Raw genomic sequence first — 13,545 nt, 5'->3', positions numbered from 1 at the left:
CAGTATCCTTATTGTTCTTTATGATCAAAATTGTTCTTTGTGATCAAACACCAAAAGTCATGGATAAACAGAAATAATAAACCTCTAACCATAACTGCGGTATTTATGGTGAATAAACGGGGATGATTCTACCATGCCGGAGAAAAATGTGGTGAGTTTCCCATTCTGTTCCGATCAGTGATTAAAATACATCCAATAAAAACGTCAGGTGATATCCTGTCGCCATGCTTCAGCAGACAGGGCTTCACCAAAATGGCTGGCTATCAATTTGCGTGTAATATCATGCAGCGGAGAAGCCAGAACCTCTGCTGTATTGCCACGCTCGACAACTTCCCCTTGATGCATGACCAGTACTTGATCGCTGATGTGTTTCATCATACCGAGATGCTGGGTGACATAGATATATGAAATACCGTGTTTTTCCTGTAACTCCAGCATTAAGTTAATGATTTGGGAACGCATCGACATATCAAGGGATGCCAGTGCTTCGTCTGCAACAATGATTTGTGGTTGCAATATTAGAGCTCGTGCTAAAGCCACGCGTTGTTTCTGCCCTGATGCAAGCATATGTGGATAATAATTGGCATGATCCGGCAGTAAACCAACCTGGCGCAATGTTTGGTTGATACGTTTTTCCCGTTCGGAGGGAGATAACTTAGTATTCAAAATTAATGGCATATCCAGAATCTGACCAATGCGCTGACGAGGATTCAGTGATGTACTGGGATCTTGAAAAATCATACGAATGCGCTGGCTGCGGTAGCTATAATCTCCGTAAGACAGCTTATGACCGTTAATCAGAATTTCACCTGAACTTGGCTCAATAACCCCTGATAACATTCTCGCGAGTGTAGATTTACCAGAACCATTTGCACCAAGGATAGCGAGGGTTTTTTTCGATTGTAGGGTAAAGCTCACTGGTTTTACGGCGTCAAGTTGATGACGGCGAAATAGTCCGGTTCGATAGCGAAATGTTTTAGTCAGGTTTTTAACTTCCAGCAGTGTCTCAACCACTTACGATTCCTCCATATTCAAAGGGAAATGGCAGGCGAATGCATGGCTCTTAATGACCCGTAGCCGTGGGGTTGCGATACAGGTTTTTTGTGCATAAGGGCAACGTGGCCCCAAACGGCAACCTACCGGCAAATGTTCCAGTGATGGAATAGCGCCAGACAGCGTGTTTAACCGACTTTTGTGTGGTAGCGGACTACCAAAATCAGGTATTGAACGGATCAAGGCTTGTGTATAGGGATGATAAGGTTTCACCAATAACTCATCTGGTATGGCGCTTTCCACTGTCTGACCGCAATACAGCACATTGATACGTTTGACCAGTTTACTCATCATTTGCAGGTCATGGCTGATTAATAAAATAGTCATGTTGTTGTTCTGATTGAGGCTCGACAGTAAACGGAATATTTGTGCCTGGGTCGTTGGTTCCATTGCATTGGTCGGCTCATCAGCAATCAGCAAGCGTGGCTGGTTGGCAAGCGCAATGGCAATCATCACTTTTTGACATTCACCTTCTGTTAATTCGTAAGGGTAACTGTGCATAATGTCGGAGTGATCTTTAATACCAACACGGTGCAACAACTCAATTGCACGACGTTTTCGCCAATTAAATCTCTGCCACCAACGGCCTTTGTACGTCCATCCAGGAATAGATTGAACAATCTGTTTACCAATATTTTCTGATGGATCGAGACATGACTGCGGTTCCTGAAAAATCATGGAAATATTGTGCCCAATCACCTTACGGCGCTGCCGTGGTGTCAGGCGCAATAAATCAATGTCGTTAAAACGGAAACGATCTGCGGTTACTTTGAGGTTATCTTTTGTGACGCCACAAATCGCTTTGGCGATCAGACTCTTGCCTGAGCCTGATTCGCCAGCCAAACCCAATATCTCACCTTCTGTCAGTGAAATACTCATTCGGTCAACAGCTTTGACGGGGCCTTCCGTTGTCATGAATTCAATGGTGAGGTTTCGAATATCAAGTAATGGCATCATTCGACTCCTGCGTTAATAGCGCGGTGTAGACCATCACCCAGTAAGTTAACCAGCAAAACGCTGAGCATAATTGCTGCTCCAGGTAACATAACAGTCCAGGGTGCAGCATAGATCAATTCTAGTGAATCTCCCAGCATAGCTCCCCATTCGGGAGAAGGTAGTTGTGCCCCAAGATTGAGAAATCCCAGTGCGGCAATATCAAGAATAGCGATGGAGAGGGTACGGGTTAATTCACTGACTATCACCGCAGTGATATTGGGGAGAACGGCATAACGTAAAATATGGTAGTTTGAAGCGCCATCCAGACGCGCTGCAATAATGTATTCTTTATCCAGTTCGTCATGTACAGCAGTATAAACGGTACGTACAATTCTTGGCAACAATGCCAGAAAAACGGCAATCATGGCATGGTGCAGGCTAGCGCCAACAAAAGCGACGACGATGATAGCCAATAGCAATGAAGGAATAGAGAGCAAGGTATCAAGAATATGGTTCATCACCGCCGATTTCAAGCCGTGAGTCATACCGGCAAGGCTACCAATGATTAATCCTACAATGGTTGCCGCCGCAGTGACCACCAATGCCCCCCCAAATGTGGAAGACGTGCCAATCAATAGACGGCTGAAAATATCACGGCCAAGATCGTCAGTTCCAAGAAAAAAGGCGACATTACCGTGATGTGACCATGAAGGTGGCATCAGTTGGGACATAAATTGTTGGTCAAGCCGATATGGGGCGAAAAGATCGCCTAACAGGCACAGTGCAATTAAAATTAACACCCCATAAAAACCTGTCATTGCTAATATATCGGCATAGAAAAATCGCCAGATAACTCTCAATGGCGACGGCATTTTTTTTCGCGGTAAAAATTATCTAACGGCATACCATTCCTTATGCTTCAAGGGATTAGCCATTGCACCAATAATATCTGTCAGAATATTAACGGAAATAACCAGCGTTCCTATCACCATGACACCTGCTGAGATAGCGGAATAATCCTGCTGGCGGATAGCGCTGATGAGCCAGCGCCCTAAACCAGGCCAGTTAAAGACTTGCTCTGTCACCATAGCTAATGTGAGCATGGTTGAAAATTGTAACCCCAACTTAGGGATGATAGGCGGCAAAGCATTATGCAATAAATGGCGACGAATGATAGTAAACCGTGATAAACCGCGTGTTGCTGCCGACTTGATATAATTTTCACCTGAAACTTCTTCTGCACTATTGCGCATCAAACGGATAACTTCGGTAGTAGGCGCAACGGCCAGTGTCATAACGGGCAGGATCATATGCAGAATAACACTCATGATCATTTCATTGCGATAGGGTGACTTTGATAGCCAGGCATCAATCAGTGCAGAACCAGTGACAGGCTCCATCCGATAGAGTAAATCAAAACGTCCTGAGACAGGCAGCCAGCCTAAATAAAGTGAAAAAAACAGGGTCAGCAGCAACGCCAGCCAGAAAACAGGAATGGAAAAACCGCATAGGGAAAATGTACTGATAATGATATCGACTTTTTTATTGCGCCAGACACCCGCAATAATCCCAAGAGGGATGCCAATTAGCAATGCCATGGAAAAAGAGAGGACACACAGCTCCATCGTGGCCGGGAGAACAGTATACAGTTGTTCGATAATCCGTTCCCCATTAATTCTGGAAATACCAAAATCCCATTGGAGTAAGCTACGGAAATAGTATACGTAAGCGTCTGACAGTGATGCGCCACTTAAGGCACCATGAGGTGTGAAATACATCAGGCTGAAACTGATTAATGAAAGAAAAAATAACGTCACAACCAGAAGCAACAAACGACGCAGGATATAAATAATCATTGGCTTCCTTTTTTATTTTCATCAGGAACGGTGGCTTCTTGTTCGCGGTAAACTTTGTCAAAGGAACTATTACCAAACGGGCTGAGCACCAATCCTTGAATGTTATAACGAGAGATTTGTAAACGCATCGAATAAGCCAGAGGTAACACGGGTAATTGCTGCGCGAGAATTTCTTGTGCAACATGATAATTTTTGATGCGTGAAGCCAGTTGTTGATTTAATAAGGCCTCATGCAGAGCTTCATCAAAATCTGAATTACACCAACGGCTTAGATTCGTTTGCGACGCAATGGCGGCACAGCTCAATAATGGGCGGAAAAAACTATCGGGATCATTGCTATCAGTAGACCAGCCTGCCAGCGTCATATCATGGGTTTTGTCCATGAGTTGGTTTTCCTGAAAACGGCCTTCGACGGGACGGATAGACATCTTAATACCCACTTGTGCCAAATCAGCCTGAATGAGTTCCGCCATTTTCAGCGGGCTTGGGTTATAGGATTGTGAAGCCGTTGGCACCCATAACGTTAATTCCAACCCATTTAATCCCAATTCATTTAACATCTTGCGGGATTTTTCAGGATTATATTCAGTGATCTCAGCACGATTATCATACGCCCATGATGCCCGAGGTAAAATAGAAGCTGCTGTTTCTGCCGTACCATAGTAAATGGATTTCATCAGGCGTTGGTTATTGATGGCATAAGCAATGGCTTGACGAACGGCTAACTGATCCAGTGGCGGTTTACTGGTATTGAATGCGAGATAAGCAATATTCATGCCTGAACGTAACATCTGACGCAGATTGGGATCATCATGTAAAATATTCCACTGATTAGCATCGGGATAAGCCAGTACATCGCATTCACCCGTGAGTAATTTTGAGATCCTACCTGTACCAACAGCCCCCGTGTCTATAACGACTTGTTCCATGTGCGGTTGACCTTTCCAATACTTATCATGGCGAACAAGGCGGATAAATTGGTCCATCTGATAATCTTCCAGCATGAAGGGACCTGTTCCGACAGGTTTCCAATCTATTTGCCCCTGTCGATTTATTTGTTGCAATTTCTCAGCATATTCTTGGGACAGTATAGGTGCATAGTAGGTTGCCAGGTGCCAGAGAAAAGAAGCATCGGGTGCATTAAGATGAAATTCGACAGTATATTGGTTGATCTTGCGGATATTTTTTACTGAATCACCAAACTGCAAACTGTCAAAATAGGGATAGTGTCCACCATTAACATCATGATAATCTTGTGTTTTATCGAAGACACGACGGAAACTGAAAACGACATCATCAGCATTCATTGTGCGGGTTGGTGTAAACCAATCGGTTGATTGGAAAGCAACATTATGGCGCAGGTGAAGGCGATAAGTTGCGCCGTTATCCCGAACTTCCCAATCGGTAGCGAGTTCAGGAACCAGACGATAGGTCAGAGGATCAACGCCCAACAGGCGATTGTAAATCTGTGCAGCAAGCGTATCTACAGTCAAGCCGCTGATAGCCATTTGGGGGTTAAACGTATTCAAATTGCCATTAACGCAATAAATAAAACCGTTCTGCCGTAAGGAGGCAGAAATATGAGGCAAGTTTTCCGAGGCATTGTTTGACCTCGATTCTGGAATGGGTTCCGCAACCGTTTCTGGAGTCGCATTCTTGGCCGCCAGGGTAGGGGCGGAAATCAATAATATAATCCAGTAAATCAAATAACGCATATAAAATGTCAGTCATAAAAAAGAGTTTGGCCATTGTAACTTAATTAACGCTTTCTGCTCAAAAACAACGGACAGATCACGATAATGAGAAAAATTCTCAATAAAATACTTTACAAGTGTAATTGATAAGTATTATCATTCTCATGTGCTTTCAGGGATACACCTTGCAATAGCAAGTCTGTATATCAGGAGAGGCACGACATTGCTCACATTGCTTCCAGTATTTTTTATTAGCCGGCTCGGGTGCCGGCTACTTTTTTATCTGTCTACTCTATCTTGCCATTAACATCAATACGGTGTTTCTTGATTAACCCGCGGAATTGGTGGTAAGTCAAATTGAGTTTGTCAGCCGCCTTTCTTTGATTGAATTGACTTTCTGTCAAAGCTTGTTTGATGAAACTCTTTTCGCTGTCGTTTTGCCATTGTCTTAAATCAAGAGGTAATTTGGGAAGGCAGGCAGGGTTCATCTCACTCCCAGTGGCTAGGGGAGTCGGTTGTTGCGATAGTGAAAAGGGGTTGATGATAATTGTGTTTAATTCATTTTCACTATTACCATGTCGGTAAATAGAGCGTTCGATGACATTCTTTAATTCGCGAACATTGCCAGGCCAGTGGTAGGAAAGTAGCAGTTGTTTAGCTTCGTCAGTAAATCCAGGGAAGAATGGCAATTCCAACTCACGGCACATCTGAATCGCAAAATTTTGTGCCAGTAGCATAATATCCTGTTGCCGCTGGCGTAATGGTGGGATATGAACTACGTCGAACGCGAGCCTATCGAGCAAATCGGCCCTGAATTTTCCACAGGCAGCCATGGCAGGTAAATCTTCGTTGGTGGCACAGATCAAACGTACGTTAACTTGTAATGACTGAGTGCCGCCAACACGCTCCAGGTGGCCATATTCAATGACACGTAATAATTTCTCCTGTACTTGCATGGGCGCAGTAGCGAGTTCGTCAAGAAACAAGGTTCCGCCATCGGCTCGTTCAAAGCGTCCTTGGTGTTTTGAACGAGCGCTAGTGAATGCCCCCGCTTCATGACCAAATAGTTCTGAGTCAAGCAAATTTTCGTTGAGTGCTGCACAATTTAGGGAAATGAAAGGGCCTTGCCAACGTGGGGACAGATAGTGTAATCGGCGGGCAATTAACTCCTTACCTGTTCCTCGTTCCCCCAGAACTAAAACAGGTTTGTTCAACTTCGCTAATGCGGAGACTTGTTCCAAAACTTCAATAAAACAGTTTGTTTCACCTAATAGATTATCAATGAACTGGGACATGGTATTTTTCGCCAGAAATTGGTTAACTTTACTAAGCTAGCTAATTGCGATAAAAAAGCAAACAAAAAAATATTTCAATAATTTCAGTCAGATAACAAAAATAAGAAAGTTGGCATGTATCTTGTATTAGTTAAGTGCCTTATCTTGTTTCCGTTTTAACAATACACAGGCATAACATACATACATTCTAATGAAAGAGGTTTATGACTATGGGTATTTTTTCTCGTTTTGCTGATATCGTGAATGCCAATATCTCTTCTCTGCTGGATAAAGCAGAAGATCCACAGAAAATGATCCGTTTGATGATTCAGGAAATGGAAGACACATTGGTGGAGATCCGTTCGACTTCTGCCCGTACCCTGGCAGAGAAAAAACAGCTTTTGCGCCGCATTAGCATGGGTGAAAACCAAATTGATGGTTGGCAAGAAAAAGCTGAACTGGCATTGAGCAAGGGTAAAGAAGATTTAGCGCGTGCAGCATTGATTGAAAAACAAAAAGTCACTAGCTTAGTTGAATCACTCACACACGAATTATCCATTCTGGATGAGACGCTGGGACGTATTAAAGGCGAAGTGACAGAGCTTGAAAATAAATTGACAGAAGCGCGTGCGAGACAACAATCATTGGCACTGCGTCATCAGGCTGCGGCATCTTCGCGCCAGGTACGCCGTCAGTTGGATAGTGGTAAAATCGATGAGGCAATGGCGCGTTTCGAACAGTTTGAACGTCGGATAGACCATATGGAAGCGGAGGCAGAAGCGTTTGGGTTGGGTAAACAGAAATCACTCGACCAACAATTTGCAGAATTGAAGGCAGATGATGAAATCAGTGCACAACTAGCGGCCTTGAAAGCTAAAATGAATATCAAAGATTCTCAATGATGACATATGTCATACATAACTAAGGAAAGATAATGGGCTATATATTTCTTGGGATCCCGCTGATCATTTTTGTGCTTTTTGTCTTACCCATCTGGTTGTGGCTGCATTATAGCCACCGTAACAGCAATCGGGATCAGTTAGGGAACAGTGCAATTCAGCGTTTGGAACAGTTGACGGAGAATGCCAGACGTATGCAAGAACGGATCAAAACGTTAGAAGATATCCTCGACGCAGAGCATCCAAATTGGAGACAGTCATAATGTCAAATCAATACCGTCGAAAACTTTACCGTCTGCCAGAGCAGGGGGTAGTTAAAGGAGTTTGTGCCGGACTGGCAAACTATTTTGACGTACCCGCTCCGCTTATTCGTACCATCGCAGTATTATCGTTGTTCTTTGGTCTATTTGGCATAACGGTATTGGCTTATATTATCTTGACCTTTGTCATGGATCCCGCACCTGCGGGATATTCAGCAGAGGAAAAGTATAGAGGACCATCAGCACAGAAGATGTTGGACGAAATAGACGACCAATTGAAAGCAAGCGAAGCACGTTTACGTCAAATGGAACGCTATGTGACTTCTGACACTTACAATGTGCGTAGCCGTTTCCGCCAGCTTTGAGTTGTAGCAGGCAGTGGATAATAGCATGGGATCTGACCTGTAACAGCCAACAGCGGAAATAATGGCAAATTTTGCCGATGTTACAGGCCAGATGAAACTGATTCACGGTATTCCCATTTAGGAGAAACATGAAACGGTTACAAAACGAACTGACAGCACTTGTTAATCGTGGTATGGATCGTCATTTGCGACTGGCGGTAACAGGATTAAGTCGCAGTGGAAAGACCGCATTTATTACTTCCTTGGTAAATCAACTTTTGCATGTTCACAGTGGAGCCAGATTGCCGCTGTTTTCTGCTGTGCGTGATGGGCGTTTGCTTGGTGTGAAGCGAGTGCCACAGCGAGATTTTGGGGTGCCTCGTTTTACCTATGATGAAAACATCGCAGAATTATATGACACTCCGCCTAACTGGCCGACGCCAACCCGTGGTGTAAGTGAAATACGTTTAGCGTTGCGCTATCGTTCTGAAGATTCCCTATTTCGCTACCTCAAAGAAACTTCTACCCTTTATTTAGAAATTGTCGATTATCCGGGCGAATGGTTATTGGATTTACCCATGCTGGAACAAAATTATCTGGCGTGGTCACGGCATATGCATGGATTACTGAAAGGAGAAAGAGCAAATTGGGCTAAGCCATGGTTAGCGTTATGCCAGCAATGTGATCCACTGGCGCCAGCTGATGAAAATTTACTGGCTAAAATCGCTCAGGCTTATACGGACTACCTGCATCAATGTAAACAGCAAGGTTTGCATTTTATCCAACCTGGCCGTTTTATCTTACCGGGTGATTTGGCGGGAGCACCCGCGCTGCAATTTTTCCCGTGGCCGGATATTGATAGCATCGGAGAGCCACAACTGGCAAAGGCGGATAAACACACCAATATCGGCATGTTGCGTGAGCGTTTTGCTTATTACTGTGATCATATCGTTAAAGCGTTCTATAAAGAGCATTTTCTGCGTTTTGATCGGCAAATTGTGCTGGTGGATTGCTTGCAACCATTAAATAGTGGCCCGCAAGCTTTCAATGACATGCGACTTGCATTAACACAACTTATGCAAAGTTTTCATTATGGTAAACGAACACTGTTTCGTCGTTTATTTTCGCCTTGCATCGATAAGTTGCTGTTTGCTGCCAGCAAAGCAGATCATATTACGTCAGATCAACATGCCAATCTCGTTTCACTCTTACAGCATTTGGTACAGGAGGCATGGCAAAATGCGGCGTTTGAAGGGATCAGCATGGATTGTGTAGGGCTTGCATCTGTTCAGGCAACAGAGAGCGGCATTGTCATGCATAAAGGTGAAAAAATCCCTGCCATCAAAGGCAATCGCTTGTCAGATGATAAGTTATTGACATTTTTTCCAGGTGAAGTGCCACAGCGCTTGCCGAATAGTGAATTCTGGCAGAAACAGGGGTTTAATTTTGAATTATTTCGGCCAAAACAAGCCAATGTTAACACCCCGTTATCCCATATTCGCATGGATAGCGTGATGGAATTTTTATTGGGAGACAAATTAACATGACCGAGCCTTTAAAACCGCGAATGGATTTTGACGATCTTACACAAACAGCGTCTGAGCCATCACTAAAAGCAAAAAAAGAATTTATTGGGCAGGAAGAAGAATTCTATCCGGTTATGTCAGAGCGGGAAGCGGAGGAGAAGGAAAGCGAATTTGAAGGTGCAGTGTATGCTGCGCTGAAACCAAAACGTAGTTTCTGGCGAAAAGTTTTTATCAGTGCTGTCCTGTTATTGGGGATGAGTGTTGTTGCCCAATGTATTCAGTGGATCTACCAGGCATGGCGGCAACATGACTGGATTGCACTGGGGATCGCAGCAGCAGGCAGTATGATTGTGTTTGCGGGAATAGGCAGCGTGATAAAAGAATGGCGGCGTCTTCACCATTTACGGCAGCGTACAGAAGAGCGAGACACGGCGAAAACGCTATTGCAAAGTCATGGCATTGGCAAGGGAAGGCAATTTTGTGAAAAATTAGCAGAACAGGCTGGCATTGAACGACAACATCCGGCATTACAGCGTTGGCAGGCTGCCGTGCATGAGACGCACAATGATCGTGAAATTGTCATGCTATACAGCCAATTAGTCCAGCCTGTCCTGGATACGCAAGCCAGGCAAGAGATCAGTCGCTCAGCTGCGGAATCGGCTTTGATGATCGCTGTCAGTCCATTGGCTATCGTGGATATGGCTTTTATTGCCTGGAGAAACATTCGGCTCATTAATCGTATTGCAGCGCTTTATGGTATCGAGTTAGGTTATTTCAGCCGTATTCGCTTATTTCGGTTAGTATTGCTGAATATTGCCTTTGCAGGAGCCTCAGAGTTAGTCAGGGAAGTGGGTATGGACTGGTTGTCACAAGACATTGCGGCTCGTCTTTCTGCACGTGCCGCACAAGGGATTGGTGCAGGGTTGCTGACAGCCCGTTTGGGCATCAAGGCAATGGAATTGTGTCGGCCTTTGCCGTGGATTGATGGAAATAAACCGAAGTTAGGCGATTTTCGCCACCAATTACTTACTCAGCTTAAAAGTACGTTACCAATGAAAAACAAAAGCACAGCCAAAGAGGCAATAAAAAAGTAAGCAAATTAATAACAAATGTCATACCAGGTTGACATCTTATTTTCTTGTAAACTTTTGCTGACAAGGGCTTCATCTATTGGATAGTAACGGGTAACATTTCAGGCAGTTAAGAACATCGTGTCAATAAGGTCAGAAAAATGCGATTGGAAGTTACTTGTCAGGATCGAATTGGGTTAACCCGCGAGTTACTTGATTTACTGGTTTTACGAAATATTGACCTGAAAGGAATTGAAATTTCTCCTGCATGTCGTATTTACCTTAATTTCACTCAAATTGATTTCAATATCTTTCGGGAGTTGATGGCAGAAATTCGCCGTATCAATGGCGTCATTGATGTCAGGACAGTTGCCTTTATGCCATCAGAAAAAGAGCATCGGGCGATGTGGACATTGTTGGAATCGATTCCCGACCCCATCTTTTCTATTGACATGAAAGGCAATGTTGAACTGGTTAACTCTGCGGCTTTGGCACTGTTTGGTGTCAGTAAAGAAAAAATTAGCCAAAAAAACATTAGCCATCTGATTAACAATTACAATTTCCTTCGCTGGCTTGAAAGTGAGCATCATCAACCCCATTCAGCACAACTCTCCATCAAAGAGCAAAAGTATGGAATGAATATTATTCCTATGCAATTAACGGATGAAAATCAAGTTGTCAGATGTGCAGGGGCGGTAATTATGCTGCGTTCTGGTGAACATCAACCAACGGGGTATATTGAATCATCACGCAAAAAATTAACTGTAAGTGATGATAATGCTTTTGAACAGATTATTGCTGTCAGTCCTAAAATGGTTCATATCGTTGAGCAAGCCCGTAAGATGTCAATGCTCGATGTTCCCTTGCTGCTTGTTGGTGAAACAGGAACAGGAAAAGATGAATTTGCTAAAGCCTGTCATTTGCGCAGTGCAAGGGGAAAACAGCCTTTTCTTGGGCTAAATTGTGCTTCTATGCCGGATGATGTTGTAGAAAGTGAACTGTTTGGTTATGCGGCAGGAGCCTACCCCAATGCATTGGAAGGTAAAAAAGGATTCTTTGAACAGGCTAATGGCGGTACGGTTTTGCTAGATGAAATTGGTGAAATGTCGCCACAGATGCAGACTAAATTACTGCGTTTCTTGAATGATGGAACATTTCGTCGTGTAGGTGAAGAGAATGAAGTTAAGGTAAACGTCAGGATCATTTGCGCCACGCAGAAAAACTTAATGGAGTTGGTACAAAAAGGGGCGTTTCGGGAAGATCTCTACTATCGGCTGAATGTCTTAACCATCACATTACCGCCTTTGCGGGAACGTCAGGCGGATATCATGCCATTGGCAGACTATTTTGTAACACGATTTGCGCAAGAACAGGGCTTACATAAGCCTAAATTCTCTGCTGATTTAGAGCAATTTTTGTGTGGTTACCATTGGCCAGGCAATGTTAGACAGCTTCGTAATGCGATATATCAGGCTTTGACTCAACTTGAGAGTAACAAACTTAGCCCGCAGGATATCCGGCTGCCCGAACTAGAAGCTGAGGTAACATTTAATGAAGATATTTTGGTGGGATCTTTGGATGAAATCAGCAAGCGTTTTGAACGCTCTGTGCTGACACGTCTTTATCGTCATTACCCCAGTACGCGTAAGCTGGCAAAACGGCTTGGTGTTTCTCACACGGCAATCGCCAATAAATTACGTGAATATGGTCTGAATGGTAAAAAACACTTAGTTGAACATGAAGACGGTGAATAATAACTGAAGTATTACGGCTTTTAACAATATCTTATATATGAAATAAGCTGGCGACGATAAAATGATAAATGGTGATTTTATCGTCGCCAGGCAATAAGATTTAAACACTAAACCTTAAAAAAACAATTACTTCAATGCGGCTAACGCGCTGTCATAGTCAGGTTCATTGGTGATTTCATCAACCAACTGGCTATAAATAACTTGATTATTTTCATCCAGAACAACAACAGCGCGTGCAGTCAGTCCACCCAATGGGCCTTCGCTGATTGCAACGCCGTAATCTTCCTGAAATTTCCCGCCACGCAGTGTAGAAAGAGTGACAACATTAGACAGACCTTCAGAACCACAGAAACGAGACTGCGCGAAAGGCAAATCCGCTGAAATGCACAGCACAACAGTATTATCTAATTCGCTGGCAAGTTGGTTGAACTTACGGACAGATGTGGCACAAACACCGGTGTCAATGCTTGGGAAGATATTAAGCACTTTACGTTTACCTGCGTAATGTCTCAATGTTACATCAGCGAGATCTTTGGCAACTAGCGTGAATTCTTTTGCTGCCTGACCTGCTTGTGGAAAATCTCCATTAACGGTGATATCACCACCTTGAAACTTGACTGTTTGTGTCATGATTTAATCTCTCTATAAAGTAAACTACGCCGCCAGTGTAAAGGAATAGTGCGATCTTGCCCACAAAAAGAAATAAAATATTCATCCTTCTTTTAATTAACAATATCTTATAATTTATTTATCAAAAAAAATACCGTATTGAAGAAAGTCACTATACCAATGGTCGATGGATCAAATCGTGGTTAAAAGGATACCCGATCACTAATCCTGAAGATATCGCCTATAGTCATATCCTGTAACACAATTGAG

12 protein-coding genes and 1 pseudogene are annotated in these 13,545 nt (G+C 43.5%); 6 read left to right on the top strand and 7 right to left on the bottom strand.

Annotated features, from left to right (window positions below):
- Positions 1 to 204 precede the first annotated feature (204 nt).
- The 6 genes and pseudogenes from sapF to pspF all read right to left on the bottom strand — a co-directional run bounded on the left by sapF (position 205) and on the right by pspF (position 6,834).
- A complete protein-coding gene (sapF, locus tag AAC853_RS13645; protein WP_338882466.1) occupies positions 205 to 1,014 on the bottom strand; it encodes a putrescine export ABC transporter ATP-binding protein SapF in 810 nt (269 codons plus the stop codon).
- A complete protein-coding gene (gene sapD / locus AAC853_RS13640; protein ID WP_340614979.1) occupies positions 1,015 to 2,007 on the bottom strand; it encodes a putrescine export ABC transporter ATP-binding protein SapD in 993 nt (330 codons plus the stop codon).
- Positions 2,007 to 2,893 (bottom strand): annotated as a pseudogene (gene sapC / locus AAC853_RS13635) (putrescine export ABC transporter permease SapC). Before sapC ends, sapD begins: the two are co-directional and overlap by 1 nt.
- The gene (sapB, locus tag AAC853_RS13630) at positions 2,880 to 3,845 is read right to left on the bottom strand and encodes a putrescine export ABC transporter permease SapB (protein ID WP_340614873.1); all 966 of its coding nucleotides are present in this window, start codon (positions 3,843 to 3,845) and stop codon (positions 2,880 to 2,882) included. Before sapB ends, sapC begins: the two are co-directional and overlap by 14 nt.
- Positions 3,842 to 5,560, bottom strand: a complete 1,719-nt coding sequence (gene sapA / locus AAC853_RS13625) for an ABC transporter substrate-binding protein SapA (protein ID WP_340614872.1) — start codon at positions 5,558 to 5,560, stop codon at positions 3,842 to 3,844. Before sapA ends, sapB begins: the two co-directional genes overlap by 4 nt.
- Positions 5,561 to 5,826: 266 nt before the next feature.
- On the bottom strand, positions 5,827 to 6,834 hold the full coding sequence (gene pspF, locus AAC853_RS13620; protein ID WP_340614871.1) for a phage shock protein operon transcriptional activator: 1,008 nt from the start codon (positions 6,832 to 6,834) through the stop codon (positions 5,827 to 5,829).
- Between the two features lie 209 nt (positions 6,835 to 7,043).
- On the opposite strand from pspF, the gene pspA reads away from it, so the two are divergent.
- The 6 genes from pspA (at position 7,044) to tyrR (ending at position 12,666) form a co-directional block, all read left to right on the top strand.
- Positions 7,044 to 7,715, top strand: coding sequence for a phage shock protein PspA (gene pspA / locus AAC853_RS13615; protein ID WP_273558174.1), 672 nt, complete (start codon positions 7,044 to 7,046; stop codon positions 7,713 to 7,715).
- Positions 7,716 to 7,747: 32 nt separating this feature from the next.
- Positions 7,748 to 7,975, top strand: a complete 228-nt coding sequence (pspB, locus tag AAC853_RS13610; RefSeq protein WP_340614870.1) for an envelope stress response membrane protein PspB — start codon at positions 7,748 to 7,750, stop codon at positions 7,973 to 7,975.
- On the top strand, positions 7,975 to 8,337 hold the full coding sequence (pspC, locus tag AAC853_RS13605; protein ID WP_340614869.1) for an envelope stress response membrane protein PspC: 363 nt from the start codon (positions 7,975 to 7,977) through the stop codon (positions 8,335 to 8,337). The genes pspB and pspC overlap by 1 nt, the downstream gene beginning before the upstream one ends.
- A 128-nt stretch (positions 8,338 to 8,465) precedes the next feature.
- Positions 8,466 to 9,863 (top strand): YcjX family GTP-binding protein, encoded by a 1,398-nt coding sequence (locus AAC853_RS13600; protein ID WP_338882456.1) that lies wholly within the window; start codon positions 8,466 to 8,468, stop codon positions 9,861 to 9,863.
- Positions 9,860 to 10,936 (top strand): YcjF family protein, encoded by a 1,077-nt coding sequence (locus AAC853_RS13595; protein WP_340614868.1) that lies wholly within the window; start codon positions 9,860 to 9,862, stop codon positions 10,934 to 10,936. Before AAC853_RS13600 ends, AAC853_RS13595 begins: the two co-directional genes overlap by 4 nt.
- A gap of 137 nt (positions 10,937 to 11,073) precedes the next feature.
- Positions 11,074 to 12,666: a transcriptional regulator TyrR gene (gene tyrR, locus AAC853_RS13590; protein WP_340614867.1), complete on the top strand. Its 1,593-nt coding sequence runs from the start codon at positions 11,074 to 11,076 to the stop codon at positions 12,664 to 12,666.
- Between the two features lie 126 nt (positions 12,667 to 12,792).
- On the opposite strand, the gene tpx is transcribed toward tyrR, so the two are convergent.
- Entirely contained in the window at positions 12,793 to 13,296 is a 504-nt protein-coding gene (gene tpx / locus AAC853_RS13585; protein WP_340614866.1) for a thiol peroxidase, read from the bottom strand.
- Positions 13,297 to 13,545 lie beyond the last annotated feature (249 nt).

It is taken from the genome of Xenorhabdus thailandensis, assembly GCF_037996785.1.
GTDB lineage: Bacteria > Pseudomonadota > Gammaproteobacteria > Enterobacterales > Enterobacteriaceae > Xenorhabdus > Xenorhabdus griffiniae.
The sequence above is the reverse complement of the archived record's forward strand: the minus strand, read 5'-3'. Positions and strand labels throughout refer to the sequence as shown.

Coding starts and splice junctions, on each gene's coding strand:
- sapD (WP_340614979.1), bottom strand. CDS start 2,007: ATGCCATTACTTGATATTCGAAACCTCACCATTGAATTCATGACAACG.
- sapB (WP_340614873.1), bottom strand. CDS start 3,845: ATGATTATTTATATCCTGCGTCGTTTGTTGCTTCTGGTTGTGACGTTA.
- sapA (WP_340614872.1), bottom strand. CDS start 5,560: ATGCGTTATTTGATTTACTGGATTATATTATTGATTTCCGCCCCTACC.
- pspF (WP_340614871.1), bottom strand. CDS start 6,834: ATGTCCCAGTTCATTGATAATCTATTAGGTGAAACAAACTGTTTTATT.
- pspA (WP_273558174.1), top strand. CDS start 7,044: ATGGGTATTTTTTCTCGTTTTGCTGATATCGTGAATGCCAATATCTCT.
- pspB (WP_340614870.1), top strand. CDS start 7,748: ATGGGCTATATATTTCTTGGGATCCCGCTGATCATTTTTGTGCTTTTT.
- pspC (WP_340614869.1), top strand. CDS start 7,975: ATGTCAAATCAATACCGTCGAAAACTTTACCGTCTGCCAGAGCAGGGG.
- AAC853_RS13600 (WP_338882456.1), top strand. CDS start 8,466: ATGAAACGGTTACAAAACGAACTGACAGCACTTGTTAATCGTGGTATG.
- AAC853_RS13595 (WP_340614868.1), top strand. CDS start 9,860: ATGACCGAGCCTTTAAAACCGCGAATGGATTTTGACGATCTTACACAA.
- tyrR (WP_340614867.1), top strand. CDS start 11,074: ATGCGATTGGAAGTTACTTGTCAGGATCGAATTGGGTTAACCCGCGAG.
- tpx (WP_340614866.1), bottom strand. CDS start 13,296: ATGACACAAACAGTCAAGTTTCAAGGTGGTGATATCACCGTTAATGGA.